The sequence below is a fragment of the Comamonas sp. genome (assembly GCF_009360615.1).
Taxonomy (GTDB): Bacteria; Pseudomonadota; Gammaproteobacteria; order Burkholderiales; family Burkholderiaceae_C; genus Comamonas.
This window is the reverse complement of the sequence record NZ_SPEY01000050.1, coordinates 1-22,311: the sequence shown is the minus strand read 5'-3', so window position 1 is coordinate 22,311 and position 22,311 is coordinate 1. Positions and strand designations below refer to the sequence as shown.

Sequence of the window (22,311 nt, the reverse complement as noted above, 5' to 3'; positions counted from 1 at the left end):
GAGAACACACAATGACTAAAACCCTGGTGATTGCAGAAAAGCCTTCTGTCGCACAGGACATCGTCCGTGCGCTGACCCCGGTGGCAGGCAAGTTTGAAAAACACGATGACTATTTCGAATCCGACAGCTATGTGGTGACCAGTGCGGTCGGCCACCTGGTGGAAATTCAGGCGCCCGAAGAATTCGACGTCAAGCGCGGGAAATGGAGTTTTGCCAATCTGCCGGTCATCCCCCCGCGCTTTGACCTCAAGCCCGTGGACAAGACCAAGACCCGACTGAACGCCGTGGTCAAGCAGGCCAAGCGCAAGGATGTGACCGAACTCATCAACGCCTGTGACGCGGGCCGCGAGGGTGAGCTGATCTTCCGCCTGATCGAGCAATACGCGGGCGGTGCCAAGGGCGGTCTGGGCAAGCCGGTCAAGCGACTGTGGTTGCAATCCATGACGCCGCAGGCGATTCGTGACGGCTTCAACAATCTGCGCAGCGATGCCCAGATGCAAGGCCTGGCCAGCGCCGCGCGCAGCCGCTCCGAAGCCGACTGGCTGGTGGGCATCAACGGCACGCGTGCCATGACGGCCTTCAACTCGCGCGACGGCGGTTTCTTCCTGACCACCGTGGGTCGCGTGCAGACGCCCACCCTGTCCCTGGTGGTGGAGCGCGAGGAAAAGATCCGCCAGTTCGTCAGCCGCGACTACTGGGAAGTGCACGGCACTTTCGACGCCCAGGCCGGCCAGTACCTGGGCAAGTGGTTCAACCCGCAGTGGAAGAAATCGGACGATGCCGAGGCCAAGGCCGACCGCCTGTGGAACAAGGCCGAGGCCGAAGCGATTGCCGCCGCCGTCCAGGGCAAGCCGGCCACCGTCACCGAGGAAAGCAAGCCCACCACGCAGGCCTCGCCCCTGCTGTTCGACCTGACCAGCCTGCAGCGCGAAGCCAACGGCAAGTTCGGCTTCTCGGCCAAGACCACGCTGGCGCTGGCGCAAAGCCTGTACGAACGCCACAAGGCCCTGACCTATCCGCGTACCGACTCGCGCGCCCTGCCCGAAGACTATCTGCCCGTGGCGCGCCAGACCTTCGACATGCTGGCCACCAGCGGCATGCGCCATCTGGCGCCTTTTGCCCAGCAGGCCATCAACGACAACTACATCCGCCCCACCAAGCGCGTGTTCGACAACAGCAAGGTGTCGGATCACTTTGCCATCATTCCGACCACGCAGGCCCCTTCCGGCTTGTCGGAAGCCGAACAGAAGCTGTACGACCTGGTCGTGCGCCGCTTCATGGCCGTGTTCTTCCCCAGCGCCGAATACCAGGTCACCACGCGCATCAGCAAGGTGGAGCAGCACAGCTTCAAGACCGAGGGCAAGGTGCTGGTCAAGCCGGGCTGGCTGGCCATCTACGGCAAGGAAGCCGCCAACGAGGTGGAGGACGCCAAGGAAGGCGACAAGGGCCAGCCCCTGGTGGCCGTGCAGCCCGGCGAGCAGCCGCGCACCCACCATGCCGATGTCAAGGGCCTCAAGACCAAGCCACCGGCACGCTACTCGGAAGCCACGCTGCTGGGGGCCATGGAAAGCGCCGGCAAGCAGATCGACGACGACGAGCTGCGCGAGGCCATGCAGGAAAAAGGCCTGGGCACGCCAGCCACGCGTGCGGCCATCATCGAAGGCCTGCTGACGGAAAAATACATGCTGCGCGAAGGCCGCGAACTGATCCCCACGGCCAAGGCCTTCCAGCTGATGACGCTGCTGCGCGGCCTGGAGGTCGAGGAGCTGTGCCGTGCCGACCTGACCGGCGAATGGGAATTCAAGCTGTCGCAGATGGAAAAGGGCCAGCTCTCGCGCGAAGCCTTCATGCAGCAGATCCAGGCCATGACCGAAAAGCTGGTCAAGAAGGCCAAGGAATACGACCGCGACACCATTCCCGGCGACTACGCGACGCTGGCCACGCCCTGTCCCAACTGCGGCGGCGTGGTCAGGGAGAACTACCGCCGCTACGCCTGCACGGGTGCGAATGGCGCCAGCGAAGGCTGCGGCTTCTCTTTCACCAAATCCCCTGCCGGTCGCACCTTCGAGACCGCCGAGGCCGAACAGCTGCTGCGCGAACGCCGCATCGGCCCGCTGGAGGGCTTCCGCTCCAAGGCCGGATGGCCGTTCGTGGCCGAGGTCGCCATCGTGCGTGACGAGGAAAACAGCAACTTCAAGCTGGAATTCGACTTCGGCGACGACAAGGACTCCGAGGACACGGGCGAGATCGTGGACTTTGCCCACCAGCAAAGCCTGGGCCCCTGTCCCAAGTGCGGCTCGCCCGTCTTCGAGCATGGTGCCAACTATGTCTGCTCCAAGGCCGTTCCCACGCTGGCCCAGACCACGCCCAGCTGCGACTTCAAGAGCGGCCAGATCATTCTGCAGCAGCCCATCGAGCGCGAGCAGATGAGCAAGCTGCTGCAGACCGGCAAGACCGATCTGCTGGAGAAGTTCGTCTCCAACCGCACGCGTCGCAACTTCAAGGCCTTCCTGGTCTGGGATGGCGCTGCGGGCAAGGTGAACTTCGAGTTCGAGCAGCGCGAAGGCAAGTACCCGGCGCGCAAGACGGCTGGCGCAGCGACGGCCAAGACCACGACGGCCGCCGCCAAGAAGACGGGCACGGCGGCCAAGAAGACCGCCGCCAAGACGGCGACCAAGACCGCAGCGGTGAAGAAGCCCCGCACCGTGAGCGCCACGCTCAAGCCCAGCGCCGATCTGGCCGCCGTGATCGGCAGCGAACCCACCTCGCGCCCTGACGTGATCAAGAAGCTCTGGGACTACATCAAGGCCAACGGCCTGCAGGACGCCAAGGACAAGCGCGCCATCAACGCCGACGCCAAGCTCAAGCCGGTGTTCGGCAAGGAGCAGATCAGCATGTTCGAGCTGGCCGGCATCGTGGGCAAGCATGTGAGCTGATCGCCAGCCCTTGCCTGCCAACCCGCAGAGACCGCCACGGCATGCCGCCGGCGGTCTTTTTCATTTCAGGCAGCGCAACGCAAGGCGCTCAGATAGCCAGATATGGCCGTGTTGGCGCGCTTGCGCAGCAAGTCCAGATCCGGCGGGACATCGGTGGCCAGATAGCTGTGGTTGAACAGGCCATACAGAATGCACTGGCTCACCCGTGCAGCATCGCGCACCGGGTAGTCCGGTGGCAGATCGGAGGACTGCTCTATGGCTGCTGCCCAGGCGTCCACAAAGCGCTCGAACATCTTCCGGTAGGCCTCCGAGGTGGAATAGTGGCGCTCCAGCAGATAGTGGGCGCCCCATTCATCCGCCCGCTCACGGTGCGCCTGCAGCTGTGAATCGACCACTGCCTCGGCGATCTGCATCAGCGGCTGGCCCGCATGACTGCTGGTCACGCCGCGAATGCCCAGCAGCAACGCCTTGGAGCGCAGATGCAGGCATACCTTGGCCAGATCTTCCTTGCCCGAGAAGTACTCGTAGAAGCTGCCCAGGCCGGTGCCCGCCACCAGGACGATCTCGCGCACGGTGATTTCCGCGTAACTGCGCTCCAGCAAAAGCCGAACAAAGGCGTCCTGCAGGGCCTGAAACGTCTGCCGTGCACGGGACTGCAAAGGCCTGCGACGCCCTGCTGTCGCGGAGGAAGGGGTGCGTGGTTTCATGCTGGCCAAATCCGAACACCTTTCTTGCACGGGTTTCTAGAATTTTCCACAGGGACTTCGATGCCGATGTGCTCGCTGCCCGGCGGACAAGAAATTCCCATCAAAGACGGAGACAAGCATGCCCCCTCGTACTGCCATCTTCCTGGCCGCAACGGCGCTGGCCTGCGCTTCGCTGGCCATCGCACAGCCAGCCACGGCCGTGAGGATCGCCTCGCTGGATACCATGAGCGGCCCCATGGCGGGATTGGGCCTGAATATACTCAAGAGCTTCCAGTACAGCGCCAGGCTGGCCAACGAACAGAGCTGGGCCGGTGCCGTGAGGTTCGAGATCGTTCCTTTCGACAACCGTCTGTCTGCGCAGGAGGCGCTGAGCCTGCTTCAGTCCATCATCGGTCAGAACATCCGCTATGTGGTGCAGGGCGCCAGTTCCTCGGCCGTGGGCCTGGCACTGCAGGAGGCCATCGAAAAGCACAACGGCCGCAACCCCGGCAAGGAGATCATCTACCTGAACTATGCGGCCCAGGCGCCGCAGATGACCAATGCCAGGTGCAGCTACTGGCATTTCCGCACCGATGCGAATTCGGACATGAAGGTCGCAGCGCTGGCGTCCTATCTGGTCGGCCAAAAGGAGGTACAGCGGGTTTTTCTGCTCAACCCCAACTATGCGTACGGCCAGGAAGTCTCGCGCGCAGCGCGCAGCATGCTGGCGACCAAGCGCCCCGACCTGAAGATCGTGGGCGACGACTTTCACCCTCTCGGACTGGTCAAGGACTTCTCTCCCTATATCGCCAAGATCAAGCAGTCCGGGGCCGATGCCGTCATCACGGCGGACTTCGGTGCCGATCTGGCGCTGATCGTGCGCACCGCGCGCGAAGCCGGGCTGACTGCGGTCTTCTACACCCTCAACGGCAACAACTTCGGCGTGCCCAGTGCCATGGGGGCAGCAGGACAGGGCCGGGTCAAGCTGGTCTCGGCCTTCAGCCCCAACTCCCCACCTCTGGTCGGCGACCCGCTGCTGCCGGGCTTCAGACGGCAGTTCAACGAGGACTTCATCAACGGCCAGGGACACAACGCCCTGCTGATGCTGGCCCAGGCCATACGCGAAGCCGGGTCCGTGGAACCTGCCGCCGTGGCAGCCAGGATGTCGGGCATGCGCTTCCAGGGCGTCAACGGCCCCGTGGAAATGCGCAGCAGCGATCACCAGGCCCAGCAGCCCATCCATGTGCTGAGCTGGGAGCCGGTGGACGGCAAGACCGTGGTGCATGACCAGGAAGGAACGGGCCTGGGATGGAAGCCCGTCGCCATGGTTCCCGCACAGGCGGCCGCGCTGGACACCCGGTGCCAGATGAAGCGGCCACCCTGAACACCTCCGCAGGCGCCCGCCGGACATGTCACAGATATTGCAACGCACTGCCCGATGCAACGCACGGAAACACCTTGGAGGGAAGAAACCCATGACTGGCATCCATCCTCATAACCAGCCCCCGGAACTCAAGGACTACAACGTCTATGCCTGCGACCCGGTGCTGCAGCGTGCCGTGGCCCGCGGCGGCGCACAGTGGCGCGAGGCAGAACTGCGGCGGCAAGGCGCGGAATATGGTGCCGAAGCCACGTTGCGCGCCGCGGAGGACGCCAACCGTTTCGAGCCCGAGCTGCACACGCATTCGCCCACAGGCGACCGTATCGACCAGGTGCGCTTTCACCCCGCTTGGCATCAGATGATGACGATTGCGCGGCGCAACGGTATCTCCAACCTGCCTTTCACCGACCCTCGGCAGACCGCCTGGCCGGCCTATGGTGCCTCGCTGTTCATGCACAGCCAGATCGAGTCCGGCTCGGGCTGTCCGAGCACCATGACCAAGGCCAGCATTCCGTTGGTGCGCATCAACCCCCAGCTCAATGCAGTGCTGGGGCCGCTGCTGGAGTCCACCGAATACGACGCGCGCGACATCCCTGCCCAGGGCAAGCGCTCCATCACCGTGGGCATGGGCATGACGGAGCGCCAGGGCGGCAGCGATGTGCGCAGCAACACCACAGGTGCCGTGGCCCTGAACCCGTCAGGCAGCAGCGGTCCCTGGGGCGAGGAATATCTGATCACCGGCCACAAATGGTTCTTCTCGGCCCCCATGTGCGACGGCCACCTGGTGCTGGCCAAGACCGAGGAGCGCGGCCCCACCTGCTTTTTCGTGCCACGCTGGCGCCCGGACGGCAGCAAGAACGCCATTCACATCCAGCGCCTCAAGGACAAGGTGGGCAACCGCTCCAACAGCAGCAGCGAAGTGGAATTCGACAACGCCTGGGGCGTGCTCATCGGCCAGGAAGGCAGGGGCATATCCACCATCATCGAAATGGCCACCTACACCCGTCTGGACTGTGCACTGTCCAGTGCAGGCTTTATGCGTCAGGCCCTGGTGCAGGCCCTGCACTACACACGCAACCGCCATGCCTTCGGGCTGCCGCTGGCCGAGCAGCCGGTGATGACCGGCCTGCTGGCTGATATGGCACTGGAGTCCGAAGCCGCCACCTGGCTGGCCATGGACCTGTGCGCACGCTTTGGCTCGCAAGACCCGCTGGATCAGGCCTGGCGCCGCATCGTCACGCCTGCCGCCAAGTTCTGGAACTGCAAGCGCGCCGTGGGCTACACGGGTGAAGCCATGGAAGTCTTCGGCGGCAACGGCTATGTGGAGACCGGCCCCATGGGCCGATTGTTCCGCGAGGCCCCCGTCAATTCCATCTGGGAAGGCTCGGGCAACGTCATGTGCCTGGATGTGCTGCGCGCCATTGCCCGCCACCCCGACGACGCCCATCTGCTGCTCGACCATCTGCAGCAGATCGGTGCCGAGGAGGGCGTGCTGCGCACGCAGGTGGACAAGCTTCGCCGGGCCATCATGCAGGCGCCTGAGGATCTGGAGCGCGAAGCGCGCCGCTTCACCCAGCGCCTGGCCCTCACGGTACAGGCCACGCTGATGCTGCAGCATGCGGGCAGCGACAGTGCCGCGGCCTTCCTTGGCAGCCGCTTCGACCCCGACTGGGGCCCGGTGGCCGGTGTTGCCTGCTCCCGCAGCGACGCGGCCGCCCTGCTGCGCAATGCCTGGACAGGCTGAGGGGGTGCCAGCCATGATGAATTTCGTTTCCTTGCTCGACCAGCAGGCACGCACGCGCCCCGAAAAACCGGCGCTGCGCGCCGACGGCCAGGACTGGAGCTATGCCGCCCTGGCCGAGGCCAGTCATCGCGCCGCTGCCGTGCTCTGCGCGCAAGGCGTGCGTCCGGGCGACAGGGTAGGCCTGCTGTGCTTCAACACCCCGGGCTTTGTGTTCGCGCTGTTCGGTGCCTGGCGGCTGGGTGCCGCCGTCGTGCCTATCAACCACAAGCTGCAGCCCCCGGAAGTCGCCTACATACTGCGCCACTCCGGCACTCGGCTGTGCATTGTGGATGGAACGCGCGCGTCGCTGATCACAGCCATCCGGGACGCACCACCGCCGGCGGCTGAACTGCGGTGGCTGAGCACAGCCAGTGCCGCCGAAGGCGTGGGCTTCTTCGACGAGCTGCTGACGCAGGCCGCCCCCTGCAGCGACGGGCCTGCTCATCCGGCACCGGAAACACTGGCCGAAATCCTCTATACCTCGGGCACCACGGGCCGGCCCAAGGGCTGCCTGCACAGCCATGCCAATGTCTTTCACGCAGCCCTGTGCACGGCCGCCGCCACCTCGCTTTCGCACAGGGAACGCACGCTGATCGCCATGCCCATCTGGCACTCATCGCCGCTGAACAACTGGTTTCTGGGCACCTTGCTCATGGGCGGCACTGCCGTGCTGATGCGCGAGTACGCTCCCAGGGAGTTTCTGGAGACGCTGGAGCGAGAACGCATCAGCTTCACTTTCGGTGCGCCGATCGCCTTTCTGGCCCCGCTGACCGTGGTGCCGGACGTCGCCGGCTACGACTTCAGCGCCATTCGCCTCTGGACCTATGGCGGCGGCCCGTTGGGCGCGGAGATGGTTCGCAGGCTGTGCAAGGCCTATCGCAGCGACCGCTTCATGCAGGTCTATGGCATGACCGAGTCCGGGCCGCTAGGCAGCATGCTCTACCCCGAAGAAGCCTTGACCAAGCCGGGCTCCATCGGTCGCAGCGCCATACCGGGCGTGGAGCTGGAACTGCGCCGCCAGGACGGCAGCCCCTGCGGTCCCGACGAGGTCGGCGAGATCTGCCTGCGCTCCGCAGCCATGATGCAGGGCTATCTGGACAGCCCCGAGGCCACGGCCGCCGTGCTGGATCACCAGGGCTGGTATCACAGCGGCGATCTGGCGCGCAGGGACGCGGACGGCTATCTCTATATCGTGGACAGGCTCAAGGACATGATCGTCACGGGCGGCGAAAACGTCTACTCCAAGGAGGTCGAAGACCTGCTCTGCACCCACCCCGATGTGCAGGAGGTGGCCGTCATCGGCCGTCCCCACCCCGAATGGGGCGAGACCGTGGTGGCGGTGCTGACCCTGAAGCCCGGCACGCTGCTGGACCAGCAGGCCCTGCGCGAATTCATGGCCCCGCAGCTGGCGCGCTACAAGATTCCGCGCATCTTCGAGGTCCGCGACACACTGCCGCGCACCGCGACCGGCAAACTACTCAAGCACCTGCTGCGCACCGAGGCACCCGCATCCCCATGAACCACCGCATTTTCACTCCCCCGGGCCTGGCTCTGACATGGTTGGCCGCAGCCCTTGCAACGGGTGCCTGCACCACCCCGCCGCCCACTTCTGCGACGATGGTCGGTGAAACAAGCGAGGGCTCCGGCTATCTGAACGGATACCTCGCTGCAGACCAGTTGCCCGACAGCCTGACCCTGCTGCCAGCCCCGCCCACACCGGGCTCCACCGCACAGAGACTGGACGATGAGAGCTTTCACCAGTTGGTGGCACTGCGCAGCACAGCGCGCGGCGAACTGGCCCGCCAGGATGCACAGCTGAAATTCCCGGCAGCAGCGCAGACCTTCGCCTGTGCGCTGGGAGTGCCGGTGTCCGCCCAAGACACGCCGCACCTGGAAATGCTGCTGCGTCGCACCCTCACCGATGCAGGCCGCGCCACCCGCAAGGCCAAGGAGCACTACCAGCGGATCCGACCCTTTGTGACCTTTGCCCAGCCCAGTTGCACACCGCAGGAAGAAAACGACCTGTCCAAGAACGGCTCTTACCCCTCCGGCCATTCCTCCGTGGGATGGGCCTGGGCGCTGGTGCTGGCAGAGATCGCCCCGGATCGCAGCGATGCCCTGCTCCAGCGTGGCCGCGCATTCGGCCAGAGCAGAGGCATCTGCGGGGTGCATTGGCGTAGCGACATTGAGGCCGGCCGCCTCATCGGCGCAGCCACGGTGGCCCGACTGCAAAGTGACGCCGTCTTCAGCGCCCAGTTGGCGCTGGCGCGTACCGAAGTGGACAGGGCCCGCCAGCGCGGTGCTTCCCCAGGCATGCAATGCCCGGCACACCGGGAAGCACTCGCCGAATCGGCCACGCTCTCCCCCTGAGGGCGCCGCACAGCACCACCACCGTTGCCACAGCGACTGCCACGGTCGCCGGGCCGCACGGATCCTGGAGCATGGTCAAAGTCGCCGAAGCCACGGCGCCGAAGAAGCCGGGCGGACGAACTGCGAACTCGTATTCGGATGGCGCTCGCGCCGCTGGCTCAACCGTCCGTTCTGTTCAAGCGCATCATGAACAAGCCCAGCGCTCTGATCGACACCCCGCGCACATGCTGGTGCAAGTCCAGGTTCAGGCGTCCTTCGCCATCGGAGGCGGCCACGTCGTGGCATCACCCCGCTCGCTCCTGCACATGACCACGGCAGGCATTGCGTCCGGGTAACACGGATGACATGGATGGGTCTTCGCAATCCGCTATAAGGATTGGTATGCAACCGAACCATGACCTGCTGACGGAGCGCCCTGCGCGCCAAGTCTCCCTCTCGGGAGCCTCCAATTTCCGCGATCTGGGCGGATATCGGGGCCTGGACGGCCGCCGCCTGCAATGGGGCAAGCTGTACCGTTCCGCGCATCTGGCGCATCTGACCCCGCAAGACCTGGACCAGCTGCAAAAACTGGGCATACAGCGCAGCGCAGACTTTCGCGGCGAAGGCGAAAGCGCGCATCTCTCCTATGCCTGGCCTCTGATCAAGCGCCATGCCCTGGTGGTCGAGCCCACCGTGGTGCAGCGCGCCCAGTCCATGATGGAGCAGGGCCGCCATCTCAGCAGCCGCGATACCGAGGAGCTGATGCATGACACCTACCGCAGCTTTGTGAACGTGTATGGCAATCGCTTTGCGCAGTTCCTCGCGCTGCTGCAGCTCAGCGATGCGCCGCTGGTCTTTCACTGCACGGCCGGCAAGGACCGCACGGGCTGGGCCGCAGCCCTGCTGCTGACGGCCCTGGGCGTGGACGAGGAGCAGATCATGGAAGACTACCTGCTGACCAACCGGTACTTTGTACGCCCGACCCAGATGTACGGCCAGCTCTCCGAAGAGGCACTGGATGCACTGTGGCGCGTGCAGCCTTCCTATCTGATGGCCTCGATCGATGCGGTGCGCACCCAGCATGGCAGCGTGGACCGCTATCTGAGCCAGGTGCTGGGTGTGGATGGCACAGCGCGCGAGCGGCTGGCCGGGCTGTACCTGGAGGCCTGATCAACTTTGATAGCTTCAAAGGCTTTCCTGGATTAGGTTAAACCCCTTTTCAGGCATAACAAGCTGTTACGGCAGGGTATCTCCGGCCCGCTACCATGGGCCATGGTCCGTAATGGATGCGGACAAGGAAATGCAGATGCGCAAATGGCTCTCCCTGGCCGCAGCCGCCGCCACGCTGGCGCTGACGGCCTGCTCCGGCACCATGCCGGCCTCCTCCAGCTCCAGCGGCTCCGGTGGCGTGGAAATCTTCGGCACCGTGGACGCAGGCGTCAGCCGTACCTGGTAAACCCGCCGCCAGGCACGCAAAAGCCCGCCGTGCTTGCTGCACCGGCGGGCTTTTGTTTGTGCCGCGCGATTAACGGCTGACGTTGGCGTCGGCCACGGTCAGCGCCGTCATGTTCACGATGCGGCGCACGGTGGTGCTGGGCGTGAGCACGTGCACGGGCTTGGCAGCCCCCAGCAGCACAGGGCCCACGGCGATACCGCCGCCGGCAGCCTGCTTGAGCAGGTTGTAGCTGATGTTGGCGGCATCGATATTGGGCGAGACCAGGAGGTTGGCATCACCCAGCAGCGTGCTGTTGGGCATCAGCTTGGCGCGGGCCTTGCCGTCCAGTGCCACGTCGCCATGCATTTCGCCATCCACCTCCAGCCAGGGCGCCTGCTCGCGCAGCAGCTCCAGGGTCTGGCGCATCTTGACGGCGCTGGGCTGGTTGCTGGAGCCAAAGTTGGAGTGGCTCAGCAGCGCCACCTTGGGCTTGATCCCGAAGCGCATCATTTCCTCGGCGGCCATGATGGTGATCTCGGCCAGCTGCTCGGCCGTGGGATCGTAGTTGACGTGGGTGTCGACCAGGAATACCTGGCGCTCGGGCAGCAGCAGACCGTTCATGCAGGCGTAGGTGGCCACGCCGCTGCGCTTGCCGATGACCTGGTCGATGTAGTTCAGGTGCACATTGGTGTTGTTCCAGGTGCCGCAGATCAGGCCGTCCACCTCACCCTTGTGCAGCAGCATGGAACCGATCAGCGTCAGGCGGCGGCGCATTTCGATCTTGGCGATGGGGGCGGTGATGCCCTTGCGCTCCGTCATGCGGTGATAGCTCTGCCAGAAGTCGCGGTAGCGCTCGTCATGCTCGACATTGACCACGTCGTAGTCGGCGCCTTCCTTCATGCGCAGGCCGAACTTCTCGATGCGCTGGGCGATGATGGCGGGACGTCCGATCAGTGTCGGACGCGCAATGCGTTCGTCCACCACGATCTGGGCCGCGCGCAGGATGCGCTCTTCCTCGCCCTCGGCATAGGCCACGCGCTTCTTGGTGGCCTTCTTGGCCGCATGCACGATGGGCTTCATCATGGTGCCGGAGGCGTAGACGAAGGTCTTCAGATGCTCGCGGTAGGCATCCATGTCCTGGATGGGGCGCTTGGCCACACCGGCTTCGGCCGCTGCCTGGGCGACGGCGGGTGCCACGATCAGCATCAGGCGCGGATCGAAGGGCTTGGGAATCAGGTACTCGGGGCCGAAGCTCAGCACCTCGCCCACATAGGCGGCTGCCACTTCCTCGGACTGCTCGGCCTGGGCCAGCGCGGCAATCGCGTGCACGCAGGCGATCTCCATCGAGGTGGTGATGGTGGTCGCGCCGCAGTCCAGCGCACCACGGAAGATATAGGGGAAGCACAGGACGTTGTTGACCTGGTTGGGGTAGTCCGTGCGGCCCGTGGCGATGATGGCGTCGTCGCGCACCGCCTTCACATCTTCGGGAATGATTTCCGGGTTGGGGTTGGCCAGCGCGAAGATGATGGGCCTGGCCGCCATCTTCCTGACCATGTCCTGCTTGAGCACATTGCCGGCAGACAGGCCCAGGAAGGCGTCAGCGCCCTCGATCACCTCGCCCAGCGTGCGCAGCTCGGTCTTCTGGGCAAACAGCGCCTTGTCCGGGTCCATCAGCTCGGTGCGGCCCTCGTAGACCACGCCGGCGATATCGGTCACGAACACGTTCTCGCGCTTCAGACCCACTTCCAGCAGCAGGTTCAGGCAGGCCAGCGCCGCGGCGCCGGCACCCGACGCCACCAGCTTGACCTCTTCGATCTTCTTGCCGGCCACCTTGAGCGCATTGACCATGGCCGCTGCCACGGTGATGGCCGTGCCGTGCTGGTCGTCGTGGAAGACGGGAATGTTCATGCGCTTGCGCAGCTCGCGCTCCACGAAGAAGCACTCTGGCGCCTTGATGTCCTCGAGGTTGATGGCACCGAAGGTGGGCTCCAGCGCAGCAATCACGTCGACCAGCTTTTGCGGGTCCTTTTCGTCGATCTCGATATCGAACACATCGACGCCGGCGAACTTCTTGAACAGCACGCCCTTGCCCTCCATCACGGGTTTGGAAGCCAACGCGCCGATATCGCCCAGGCCCAGCACCGCCGTGCCGTTGGAGATCACGCCCACCAGATTGCCGCGGCTGGTGTATTTGAAGGCCGCAGCGGGGTCCTTGACGATTTCCTCGCAGGGCGCAGCCACGCCGGGCGAATAGGCCAGAGCCAGATCGTGCTGATTGGCCATGGGCTTGGTTGCCGTGATGGCCACCTTGCCGGGCTTGGGAAACTCGTGATACTCCAGTGCCGCCTGACGCAGCAACGCACGTTTGTCGATCGAGGTAATGGGCTTGGTATCGGACATCAGCGGTCTCCAGCTCGCAAAGTAAGTCATCCGCAGTAAGGACTCTCTATGGGCACATGACCCGGTCCCTGTGCTCTTGCGGACGATGAAATCGGATTTTGGATTGTAGGCCGAGCGCTATCAAAAAAAGAGGGGTTGCAGCTCGGCGTTTAAGGTCAAACAGCCATGACTGTTCAATAACGATGCAAACGAAATCATAGCATTATGCAAATAATGCATAGAACACAGAGATATGATTCTTGCTGACCTTTGTTTGCCCGCCTCTCTGAAAGCTCCTGCCCATGCTGCCCCGCCACAATGACCCGATTGCCGCCATCGCCACCGCCCCCGGGCGCGGAGCCGTTGGCATTGTGCGAGTCTCCGGCAAAGGTCTTGCGGCCCTGGTGCAAACGCTTTGTGGCAAGGCGCTGAAACCGCGCGAAGCGACTTATCTGCCCTTCAGGGATGCGCACGGCTCGCCCATAGACCATGGCCTGGCGATCTACTTCCCCGGCCCGCACAGCTATACGGGCGAGGATGTGCTGGAGCTGCAGGCCCATGGCGGACCCGTGGTGCTGCAGCTGCTGCTGGCGCGCTGCCTGGAAGCGGCCCAGAGCGGCAGCCAGGACGGCAAGCCGGTGCTGGCAGGGCTGCGTCTGGCCCAGCCGGGGGAGTTCACGGAGCGCGCGTTTCTCAACGACAAGATCGACCTGGCCCAGGCCGAGGCAATTGCCGACCTCATCGATGCCAGCACCGAAGCCGCCGCGCGCAGTGCCAGCCGTTCGCTGTCTGGCGCGTTCTCGCAGGAAATCCATGTGCTGCGCGACGCCCTGGTGCATCTGCGCATGCTGGTGGAAGCCACGCTGGACTTCCCGGAGGAAGAAATCGATTTTCTGCAGAAGGCCGATGCCTTTGGCCAACTCGAGCGCCTACGCGCCCAGGTCGCTGCCGTGCTGGCACGCGCCCATCAGGGCGCGCTGTTGCGCGAAGGCATCAAGGTGGTGATTGCCGGTCAGCCCAATGCGGGCAAAAGCTCGCTGCTCAACGCACTGGCGGGGGCCGAGCTGGCCATCGTCACCCCGATTGCCGGAACCACGCGTGACAAGGTGCAGCAGACGATTCAGATCGAGGGCGTGCCCCTGCATGTGATCGACACCGCAGGCCTGCGTGACAGCGATGACGAGGTGGAACGCATCGGCATTGCGCGTGCCTGGGACGAGATTGCAGCGGCCGATGCCGTGCTCTTTCTGCACGATCTGACCCGCGTGGAGCAGGCCGACTATGCGGCGGCCGATGCCGATATCGCCCGCACTCTGCAGGACAGGCTGCCCGCTCAGGTGCCGCTCATCCATGTCTGGAACAAGACCGATATGGCTGCTGCCGAAGTACAGAGCCGTCACACCGCCCAGCTGAATGCGCAGCAGATCGCCTTGTCAGCGCGTACCGGCGACGGCCTGGACGCGCTACGCAAGCGACTGCTGGAAGTGGCGGGCTGGCAATCCGCGCCCGAAGGCCTGTACCTGGCCCGCGCCCGCCATGTGGAGGCCCTGCAGGCCGTGGATGCCCACCTGGAGATGGCTGACGCGCAGCTGGCGGCGCAATCCGCCCATCTGGATCTGCTGGCCGAGGAGCTGCGCCTGGCCCAGCTTTCGCTGAACTCGATCACCGGCGAATTCAGCTCCGACGACCTGCTGGGGGTGATCTTCTCCAGCTTCTGCATCGGCAAGTAAGGTCGCAGGCCGGCCCGCCGCCTTGTTCGAGCGGGCATGAAAAAACGCCACCTTTTCAGGTGGCGTTTTGGTTGGCGCTGGCGCCGTGCTTACTTGCCTTCGGCAGCCTTGCCGAACTTGGGCAGGTTGAACTGAGGCGGCACGCCCATGCGCTTGTTGATGATCCACTGCTGAGCGATCGACAGAATGTTGTTCGTCAGCCAGTACAGCACCAGACCCGAGGGGAAGAAGAAGAACATCACGCTGAACATCAGCGGCATGATCCACATCATCTTGGCCTGCATGGGGTCAGGAGGAGCGGGGTTCAGTGCGGTCTGCAGCAGCGAGGACAGAGTCATCAGCAGCGGCAGGATGAAGAAGGGATCCGGCACCGAAAGGTCGTGAATCCAGCCGATCCAGGGCGCGTTGCGAATTTCCACGCTGGACTGCAGCACCCAGTACAGAGCCATGAAGACAGGGATCTGGATGATGATGGGCAGGCAGCCGCCCATGGGGTTGACCTTCTCCTCGCGGTAGATGCGCATCATCTCCTGCTGCATCTGCTGGGGCTTGTCCTTCAGACGCTCGCGCATTTCCTGAATGCGGGGGTTGATGGCCTTCATCTTGGCCATCGAGGAGTAGGCCTTGGCGTTGAGCCAGTAGAAGGCGATCTTCAGCAGCACCACCAGGGCCACGATGGACCAGCCCCAGTTGCCGATGAACTGGTGCAGCTCGGACAGCAGCCAGTACAGCGGCTTGGCCAGAATCGTCAGCCAGCCATAGTCCTTGACCAGTTCCAGACCGGGCGAGAGCTTCTCCAGCATGGGCTCGATCTGAGGGCCGGAGAACAGACGCGAGCTCACGGTCTTGGTCTGGCCGGGCTCCACCGTGCCCACGGGCGTGATCATGCCCACGGCATACAGGTTGTCACCCACCTTGCGCACGAAGTTGTCGCGCTGGATGCCGTCGGCCAGCAGCCAGGCGCTGGCGAAGTAATGCTGCACCATGGCCACGAAGCCATTGGGGGAAGCCTTGTCGACCTCGGCCTTGCCGCTTTCGATGTCCTTGAACTCGACCTTGTGGTATTTCTTGGCGTCGGTGTAGACGGCAGGGCCGGTGAAGGTGGAGTAGAAGGTGGACTCATGCTCGGGCTTGTTGCCGTCGCGCACCAGCTGCATGTACAGCTGGGGATTCACGGCGGTCGAACCGGTGTTGACCACATCGTGCTGCACATCGACCGCATAGGAGCCGCGCTTGAGCGTGAAGGTCTTGACCAGCTTCACGCCCCCCTGGTCGGCGGACTCGAAGCGCACCTGCACGCTGTCCTGGCCGTCCTTGAGCTCACGCTCGCCGGGCATCACGGTCATGGGAGTCTTGTGCGTGGGGAAGTTGCCGCCGATCAGGCCGGTCTGTCCCAGGTAGATGCGCTTGGCGTTTTGCTCGAACACCTGCATGAGCTTCTTTTCATCCACGGTGTCGGAGTACTTGAGCAGCTCGGAAGCTTTTAGCGTGCCGCCTTCGCTGTCGAAGGTCAGACGCATCACATCGCTGCCCACGGTCACGTCCTGACGGGGAGTGGCCGCAGTTGCAGGCTGGGCTGCAGCACTGGCAGCACCGGGCACATCACCGGCAGACGCGGCCGCGGCGGGCTGGGGCACGCTGACGTCAGCAGGCTTTGCGTCGGCCGCAGCCGGCGCACTGACCGTCTGCGGCGATGGGAAGAAGGTGGGCTTTTTGCCGTTATGGATTTGCCACTTGTCCCAGAGCAAAACCATGGAAAAGCCAAATATCACCCACAGTATGGTGCGGCGAATATCGTTCATGAAGACTTCTTAGGTGAGGAAGGTTGGGTGGTCGCGGAAGAGTCCGAGGCATTGTCCAGAAAGGAAAACAGCCTGGGCTTTTGCTGTGGCACGGGATCATGCCCTCCGTCACACCACGGATGACAGCGCGCCAGCCGGCGCACCGTCAGATAAGAGCCTACCGCAGCGCCGTGTTGTTCCAGCGCTTGAAGGGAATAGGCCGAGCAGGTCGGCTCGAAGCGGCAGGCCGACCCCAGCCAGGGACTGAGCAGCAGCCTGTAGCCACGCACGACAGCCATGAGCAGTCGCTGCATCATGACTGGTTCTCCGGCTGATTTGCTATTGAATCAGTAGCTTCTTGCGCTTTTCCATCAGAGGCTTGAGACGCATCAGTCTGACATTCCCCCTGCGTCGCTGCGGCCTGGCGGGCCTGCATCAGGCGGCGCGCGCCGGTCGCAAAAAGCTGTTGCAGTTCCTTACGGACCGCCGCCTTGAGCTGGTCCGACGTTGCACTGACGAATTGCTTACGGTCAAACCCCGAGCGCAGGCGCACCACATAGGAAGCACACAGCAGGGCGTCCTCATAATCCGAGGACACCGCATAGATCTGGCGCTTGATGGTGTGGCGCGTGACCGAGCGGCGTGCCCAGCGCTTGGGCACCATGGCCCCCAGCCAGGCCTGCCTGCGCACGGCACCAACGCCAAACAGGGCCTGCGGATCACTCGATCCGGGCCCTGTCCTGGGGTTGGCAACCCTGTCGGCAACCTCGGCCACCAGCTCCATGCGGTGCAGGGCGAAGTGCGGGGTACGGGCAATCGTGCCCGCAGACATGGTGGCCTGGAATTGCGGACGCGTTTTCAGCCTTTGCATAGGAGAGCCTCCGTTCAGAGGCTTTCAGCGCAGCGAAGGAGCAGACCGCTAGCCAACGCCGGCCTTAGACGGCCAGACGCTTGCGGCCCTTGGCGCGACGTGCGTTGATCACGGCACGGCCACCCTTGGTCTTCATGCGGACCAGGAAACCGTGGGTACGGGCGCGGCGGATCTTGGAAGGTTGGTAAGTACGTTTCATGTTGGTTCCTTGAGAAGGTTCAGTATTTGCGTCGGCAAGGCGCCATGTTTGCGCCCGACCATTCCGGTTTTGCGCCGCACACTGTCACCGCCAAGCCCGATATTTTTTCACATGCCGAGCATGTCATCGGACCAGAAGGCAACAAACGGAACAAAGCACCCGCCACAGCGCCCGGGAACATGTTGTGCATGTTCTAAAGCAGCTGGGCGCGCGCGCACAAAAAAGGCGCCCGGCTCATATCACCCTGAACACATTCAGGGAAACCGGGGATTATCACAGCGTTGCGCCTTTGATGCAATGACCCTTGAATTTGCTATGGACTCATGAGGATACCGACAAGCCTGCGCAGAGGTCGGAGATTCTTTACAAGCCGCAGGCTGCCTAATCTATTAGGATGTGCAGCCTATAACGCACTGGAGCCGGGGACAGCCTTCTGATATTTTGTGGATAACTTCCGCAAAAGCTACAATACCAACCCCGCAACTGTTCCTCCTATCCACAATTAGACTTTTGACAATGACAGAGGAACCAACCAATGATGCAGGCCAGGCCCTGTGGCAGGTCTGCGTTGAGCAACTGGGTCAGGAGCTGCCGGAGCAGCAATTCAACACCTGGATCAAGCCGCTGACGGCACTCGTTGCAGAAGATTTTTCCAAGGTCACCGTCTATGTGGCCAACCGCTTCAAGCTGGACTGGATCCGTGCCCAGTATGCAGGCCGCATCTCGGCCATGCTGGAGTCGCTCTACGGCCAGCCGGTCACCCTTGAGTTAGCACTTGCTCAGCGCGAAAGCGTTGTTCGAACTTATGTGCGTCCGCCTTCGGCGACGCAGCAGACAGCGGCGCAGACGCTCAATGTCGCCGTGCCCACCGTCACCAGCGAAGAGGCCAGTGCGCCGGTTTTCCGCACCCGCCTGAACCCGGCCCTCACCTTCGAGACCCTGGTCGAAGGTACGGCCAACCGCATGGCGCGCTCGGCCGCCATGCATGTGGCAGGCTCGCCCGGTCATCTCTACAACCCGCTGTTCATCTACGGCGGTGTCGGCCTCGGCAAGACCCACCTGGTGCATGCTGTGGGTAACCAGCTGCTCAAGGACAAGCCCGACGCCAAGATTCTCTACATCCATGCCGAGCAGTTCGTGTCGGATGTGGTCAAGGCCTACCAGCGCCGCACCTTTGACGAGTTCAAGGAACGCTACCACTCCCTCGATCTGCTGCTGATCGACGATGTGCAGTTCTTCGCCAACAAGGACCGCACGCAGGAAGAATTCTTCAATGCCTTCGAGGCCCTGCTGGCCAAGAAGAGCCATATCGTGATGACGTCCGACACCTATCCCAAGGGTCTGGCCAATATTCACGAGCGCCTGGTCTCGCGCTTCGACTCGGGCCTGACGGTGGCCATCGAGCCGCCCGAGCTGGAAATGCGCGTGGCGATTCTGATCAACAAGGCCCGCGCCGAGAACGCCGACATGCCCGAGGAAGTCGCCTTCTTCGTGGCCAAGAACGTGCGCTCCAACGTGCGTGAGCTCGAAGGCGCGCTGCGCAAGATCCTGGCCTATTCGCGCTTCAACCAGAAGGAAGTGTCGATCCAGCTGGCGCGCGAGGCGCTGCGCGACCTGCTCAGCATTCAGAACCGCCAGATCTCTGTGGAAAACATCCAGAAGACGGTGGCTGACTACTACAAGATCAAGGTGGCCGACATGTACAGCAAGAAGCGCCCGGCCAGCATTGCGCGGCCGCGCCAGATTGCCATGTACCTGGCCAAGGAGCTGACGCAGAAAAGCCTGCCCGAGATCGGCGAACTGTTCGGCGGCCGCGACCACACCACCGTGCTGCACGCGGTACGCAAGATCGCGGGCGAGCGCCAGACCAACACCGAGTTGAACCAGCAGCTGCATGTGCTGGAACAAACGCTCAAGGGTTAAGAGCGTGTTCACGATCTGCTCGCGCCGACGTAGAGATCATGACCACGCTCTAAAAAACTACCCCATGAATGTCACTCACACAGGGCAAAATGGGGAATTCACGCGGCATGAGGGAGCGTCCGCATCGCCCTGCGGGCGCCGCCGCGTCAAAACATATGCGCACTTAAATCACTGAGGTTGACATGATCGTCCTGAAAGCCACACAAGACAAAGTTCTCGCGGTCCTGCAATCGGTGGCCGGCATTGTCGAGCGCCGCCACACGCTGCCCATTCTGGCCAATGTGCTGATCAAGAAGACCGGCAATGCACTGCAGCTGACAACCAGCGATCTGGAAATCCAGATCCGCACCACGGCCGAGCTGGGCGGCGACGCCGGCGACTTCACCACCACCATCGGTGCCCGCAAGCTGATCGACATCCTGAAGACCATGCCCGGCGACCAGACCGTGAGCCTGGAGACGCAGCAGGCCAAGATGATTCTCAAGGGCGGCAAGAGCCGCTTCACGCTGCAGACCCTGCCCGCCGAAGACTTCCCGCTGGTGCAGGAATCGGCCGCCTTCGGCCCCGCCTTCAGCGTGCCGCAGAAGGTGCTCAAGGACCTGCTGGGCCAGGTCTCCTTTGCCATGGCCGTGCAGGACATCCGTTACTACCTGAACGGCATCCTGTTCGTCGCCGAGGGCAACACCCTGAGCCTGGTGGCCACCGACGGCCACCGCCTGGCCTGGGCCAGCGCCACGCTGGACGTGGAAGTGCCCATCAAGCAGGAAGTGATCCTGCCGCGCAAGACCGTGCTGGAGCTGCAGCGCCTGCTGTCGGACGCCAGCGGCGAGAACCAGCCCGTCATCGAGATGCAGTTCGCCAACAACCAGGCCAAGTTCACCTTTGGCGGCATGGAGTTCGTGACCAAGCTGGTCGAGGGCAAGTTCCCCGACTACAACCGCGTCATCCCGCGCAACCACACCAACAGCGTGACCCTGGGCCGCGCACCGCTGCTGGCATCGCTGCAGCGCACGGCCATCATGACCAGCGACAAGTTCAAGGGCGTGCGCCTGTCGGTCGAGCCCGGCACGCTGCGCGTGGCGTCCAACAACGCCGAGCAGGAAGAGGCGATGGACGAACTCGATATCGACTACGGTGGCGACACCATCGAGATCGGCTTCAACGTGACCTATCTGATCGACGTGCTCACCAATATGAGCCAGGACATGGTCAGGATCGATCTGCAGGACGGCAACAGCTCGGCGCTGGTCACCATCCCCGAGAACGAAAGCTTCAAGTACGTCGTGATGCCGATGCGCATCTGACTGCAACGAACGCCGCCAGCCATTTCATTGCCTGAAATCAGGAGCAGCTACCGCTCTTCCTGTATAGATTTCAGGCAAGTATTCATTCGAAAGTTATGCAGGGCAGGCGCCAAGAGCTCCTGACCTTGTAGCAGCAAGGTAATTTCATGACCGAAGAGAACAAGCCAGACACCCAGACCGCCGTGGATGCAGGCGGCTATGGCGAAGGCGCAATCCAGATCCTGGAAGGCCTGGAGGCCGTGCGCAAGCGCCCGGGTATGTACATCGGTGACACCTCGGACGGCACCGGTCTGCACCACCTGGTCTTCGAGGTCGTGGACAACTCCATCGACGAAGCGCTGGCCGGCTACTGCGACGACATTCTGGTCACCATCCATGCCGACGGCTCGCTGTCCGTCATCGACAACGGCCGCGGCATTCCCACCGGCGTGAAGATGGACGACAAGCACGAGCCCAAGCGCTCGGCCGCCGAAATCGCGCTGACCGAGCTGCACGCCGGCGGCAAGTTCAACCAGAACAGCTACAAGGTCTCGGGCGGTCTGCACGGCGTGGGCGTGTCCTGCGTGAATGCGCTGTCCGTCTGGCTCAAGCTCACCGTCAGCCGGGACGGCAGACGCCACGAGATCGACTTCTCGCGCGGCTTTGTGCAAAACCGTCTGATCGAAGTCGTGGACGGTGCCGAAGTCTCGCCCATGCGCGTGGTCGGCCCCAGCGACAAGCGCGGCACCAAGGTGCACTTTCTGCCCGACCAGGAGATCTTCAAGGAGAACTTCGAGTTCCGCTATGAAATCCTGGCCAAGCGCCTGCGCGAGCTGTCCTTCCTGAACAACGGCGTGCGCATCCGGCTCAAGGACGAGCGCGACGGCAAGGAAGACGACTTCTCCGGTGCCGGCGGCGTCAAGGGCTTTGTGCAGTTCATCAACGGCACCAAGAAGGTGCTGCACCCCACCACCTTCCACGCCAACGGCTCGCGCCCTGCGGAAACCTATGGCGGCATTCCCGGCACCGAGATCGGCGTCGAAGTGTCCATGCAGTGGAACGACAGCTATGCCGAACAGGTGCTGTGCTTCACCAACAACATTCCCCAGCGTGACGGCGGCACCCACCTGACCGGCCTGCGCGCCGCCATGACCCGAGTGATCGGCAAATACATCGCCGACAACGAACTGGCCAAGAAGGCCAAGGTCGAAGTCTCCGGCGACGACATGCGCGAAGGCCTGTGCGCCGTGCTCAGCGTGAAAGTGCCCGAGCCCAAGTTCTCCAGCCAGACCAAGGACAAGCTGGTCAGCTCGGAAGTGCGGGCGCCCGTGGAAGACATCGTGGCCAAGAGCCTGACCGACTTCCTCGAAGAAAACCCCAACGACGCCAAGATCCTCTGCGGCAAGATCATCGAGGCCGCCCGTGCCCGGGAAGCCGCGCGCAAGGCCCGCGAAATGACGCGCCGCAAGGGCGTGCTGGACGGCATGGGCCTGCCCGGCAAGCTGGCCGACTGCCAGGAAAAAGATCCTGCGCTGTGCGAAATCTACATCGTCGAGGGTGACTCCGCCGGCGGCT

General features: G+C 63.5%; 17 protein-coding genes. 11 read left to right on the top strand and 6 right to left on the bottom strand.

Going from position 1 to position 22,311, the window contains the following annotated elements; translation table 11 throughout:
* Positions 1-11: 11 nt before the first annotated feature.
* A complete protein-coding gene (locus E2583_RS14145; RefSeq protein ID WP_291596751.1) occupies positions 12-2,936 on the top strand; it encodes a DNA topoisomerase III in 2,925 nt (974 codons plus the stop codon).
* A gap of 65 nt (positions 2,937-3,001) precedes the next feature.
* On the opposite strand, the gene E2583_RS14140 is transcribed toward E2583_RS14145, so the two are convergent.
* Entirely contained in the window at positions 3,002-3,595 is a 594-nt protein-coding gene (locus E2583_RS14140) for a TetR/AcrR family transcriptional regulator (RefSeq protein WP_366007191.1), read from the bottom strand.
* Between the two features lie 166 nt (positions 3,596-3,761).
* Between E2583_RS14140 and E2583_RS14135 the strand changes: the two genes are divergently transcribed.
* From E2583_RS14135 to E2583_RS14110, 6 genes are all read left to right on the top strand, one after another.
* On the top strand, positions 3,762-5,006 hold the full coding sequence (locus tag E2583_RS14135) for a branched-chain amino acid ABC transporter substrate-binding protein (protein WP_291596748.1): 1,245 nt from the start codon (positions 3,762-3,764) through the stop codon (positions 5,004-5,006).
* A 91-nt stretch (positions 5,007-5,097) separates the two neighbouring features.
* Entirely contained in the window at positions 5,098-6,747 is a 1,650-nt protein-coding gene (locus E2583_RS14130) for an acyl-CoA dehydrogenase family protein (RefSeq protein WP_291596746.1), read from the top strand.
* A gap of 13 nt (positions 6,748-6,760) precedes the next feature.
* Positions 6,761-8,305 carry a class I adenylate-forming enzyme family protein gene (locus E2583_RS14125; protein ID WP_291596745.1) on the top strand — a complete coding sequence of 515 codons (1,545 nt, stop codon included), beginning with the start codon at positions 6,761-6,763 and terminating at the stop codon, positions 8,303-8,305.
* Positions 8,302-9,156 carry a phosphatase PAP2 family protein gene (locus E2583_RS14120; protein WP_291596744.1) on the top strand — a complete coding sequence of 285 codons (855 nt, stop codon included), beginning with the start codon at positions 8,302-8,304 and terminating at the stop codon, positions 9,154-9,156. The genes E2583_RS14125 and E2583_RS14120 overlap by 4 nt, the downstream gene beginning before the upstream one ends.
* Before the next feature lie 381 nt (positions 9,157-9,537).
* Positions 9,538-10,305: a tyrosine-protein phosphatase gene (locus E2583_RS14115; RefSeq protein ID WP_291596742.1), complete on the top strand. Its 768-nt coding sequence runs from the start codon at positions 9,538-9,540 to the stop codon at positions 10,303-10,305.
* Positions 10,306-10,441: 136 nt separating this feature from the next.
* Positions 10,442-10,591 carry a hypothetical protein gene (locus E2583_RS14110; RefSeq protein ID WP_182285115.1) on the top strand — a complete coding sequence of 50 codons (150 nt, stop codon included), beginning with the start codon at positions 10,442-10,444 and terminating at the stop codon, positions 10,589-10,591.
* A 69-nt stretch (positions 10,592-10,660) separates the two neighbouring features.
* On the opposite strand, the gene E2583_RS14105 is transcribed toward E2583_RS14110, so the two are convergent.
* Positions 10,661-12,970, bottom strand: coding sequence for an NADP-dependent malic enzyme (locus tag E2583_RS14105; RefSeq protein ID WP_291596738.1), 2,310 nt, complete (start codon positions 12,968-12,970; stop codon positions 10,661-10,663).
* Between the two features lie 281 nt (positions 12,971-13,251).
* On the opposite strand from E2583_RS14105, the gene mnmE reads away from it, so the two are divergent.
* Positions 13,252-14,679 (top strand): tRNA uridine-5-carboxymethylaminomethyl(34) synthesis GTPase MnmE, encoded by a 1,428-nt coding sequence (mnmE, locus tag E2583_RS14100; RefSeq protein WP_291596736.1) that lies wholly within the window; start codon positions 13,252-13,254, stop codon positions 14,677-14,679.
* Between the two features lie 89 nt (positions 14,680-14,768).
* On the opposite strand, the gene yidC is transcribed toward mnmE, so the two are convergent.
* From yidC to rpmH, 4 genes are all read right to left on the bottom strand, one after another.
* Positions 14,769-16,481, bottom strand: coding sequence for a membrane protein insertase YidC (gene yidC, locus E2583_RS14095; RefSeq protein ID WP_291596734.1), 1,713 nt, complete (start codon positions 16,479-16,481; stop codon positions 14,769-14,771).
* The gene (gene yidD, locus E2583_RS14090; RefSeq protein WP_003060017.1) at positions 16,478-16,777 is read right to left on the bottom strand and encodes a membrane protein insertion efficiency factor YidD; all 300 of its coding nucleotides are present in this window, start codon (positions 16,775-16,777) and stop codon (positions 16,478-16,480) included. Before yidD ends, yidC begins: the two co-directional genes overlap by 4 nt.
* Entirely contained in the window at positions 16,774-17,331 is a 558-nt protein-coding gene (locus tag E2583_RS14085; protein WP_291596731.1) for a ribonuclease P protein component, read from the bottom strand. Before E2583_RS14085 ends, yidD begins: the two co-directional genes overlap by 4 nt.
* 64 nt (positions 17,332-17,395) lie before the next feature.
* On the bottom strand, positions 17,396-17,530 hold the full coding sequence (gene rpmH / locus E2583_RS14080; RefSeq protein ID WP_003060014.1) for a 50S ribosomal protein L34: 135 nt from the start codon (positions 17,528-17,530) through the stop codon (positions 17,396-17,398).
* Positions 17,531-18,046: 516 nt separating this feature from the next.
* On the opposite strand from rpmH, the gene dnaA reads away from it, so the two are divergent.
* From dnaA to E2583_RS14065, 3 genes are all read left to right on the top strand, one after another.
* Positions 18,047-19,453, top strand: a complete 1,407-nt coding sequence (dnaA, locus tag E2583_RS14075; RefSeq protein ID WP_003060009.1) for a chromosomal replication initiator protein DnaA — start codon at positions 18,047-18,049, stop codon at positions 19,451-19,453.
* Positions 19,454-19,635: 182 nt separating this feature from the next.
* On the top strand, positions 19,636-20,757 hold the full coding sequence (gene dnaN, locus E2583_RS14070) for a DNA polymerase III subunit beta (protein WP_291596721.1): 1,122 nt from the start codon (positions 19,636-19,638) through the stop codon (positions 20,755-20,757).
* A 146-nt stretch (positions 20,758-20,903) separates the two neighbouring features.
* Positions 20,904-22,311, top strand: a 1,408-nt coding sequence (locus E2583_RS14065) for an ATP-binding protein (protein WP_291596697.1), incomplete at its 3' end; no start/stop codon positions are given.

Coding starts and splice junctions, on each gene's coding strand:
- E2583_RS14145 (WP_291596751.1), top strand. CDS start 12: ATGACTAAAACCCTGGTGATTGCAGAAAAGCCTTCTGTCGCACAGGAC.
- E2583_RS14135 (WP_291596748.1), top strand. CDS start 3,762: ATGCCCCCTCGTACTGCCATCTTCCTGGCCGCAACGGCGCTGGCCTGC.
- E2583_RS14130 (WP_291596746.1), top strand. CDS start 5,098: ATGACTGGCATCCATCCTCATAACCAGCCCCCGGAACTCAAGGACTAC.
- E2583_RS14125 (WP_291596745.1), top strand. CDS start 6,761: ATGATGAATTTCGTTTCCTTGCTCGACCAGCAGGCACGCACGCGCCCC.
- E2583_RS14120 (WP_291596744.1), top strand. CDS start 8,302: ATGAACCACCGCATTTTCACTCCCCCGGGCCTGGCTCTGACATGGTTG.
- E2583_RS14115 (WP_291596742.1), top strand. CDS start 9,538: ATGCAACCGAACCATGACCTGCTGACGGAGCGCCCTGCGCGCCAAGTC.
- E2583_RS14110 (WP_182285115.1), top strand. CDS start 10,442: ATGCGCAAATGGCTCTCCCTGGCCGCAGCCGCCGCCACGCTGGCGCTG.
- E2583_RS14105 (WP_291596738.1), bottom strand. CDS start 12,970: ATGTCCGATACCAAGCCCATTACCTCGATCGACAAACGTGCGTTGCTG.
- mnmE (WP_291596736.1), top strand. CDS start 13,252: ATGCTGCCCCGCCACAATGACCCGATTGCCGCCATCGCCACCGCCCCC.
- yidC (WP_291596734.1), bottom strand. CDS start 16,481: ATGAACGATATTCGCCGCACCATACTGTGGGTGATATTTGGCTTTTCC.
- yidD (WP_003060017.1), bottom strand. CDS start 16,777: ATGATGCAGCGACTGCTCATGGCTGTCGTGCGTGGCTACAGGCTGCTG.
- E2583_RS14085 (WP_291596731.1), bottom strand. CDS start 17,331: ATGCAAAGGCTGAAAACGCGTCCGCAATTCCAGGCCACCATGTCTGCG.
- rpmH (WP_003060014.1), bottom strand. CDS start 17,530: ATGAAACGTACTTACCAACCTTCCAAGATCCGCCGCGCCCGTACCCAC.
- dnaA (WP_003060009.1), top strand. CDS start 18,047: ATGACAGAGGAACCAACCAATGATGCAGGCCAGGCCCTGTGGCAGGTC.
- dnaN (WP_291596721.1), top strand. CDS start 19,636: ATGATCGTCCTGAAAGCCACACAAGACAAAGTTCTCGCGGTCCTGCAA.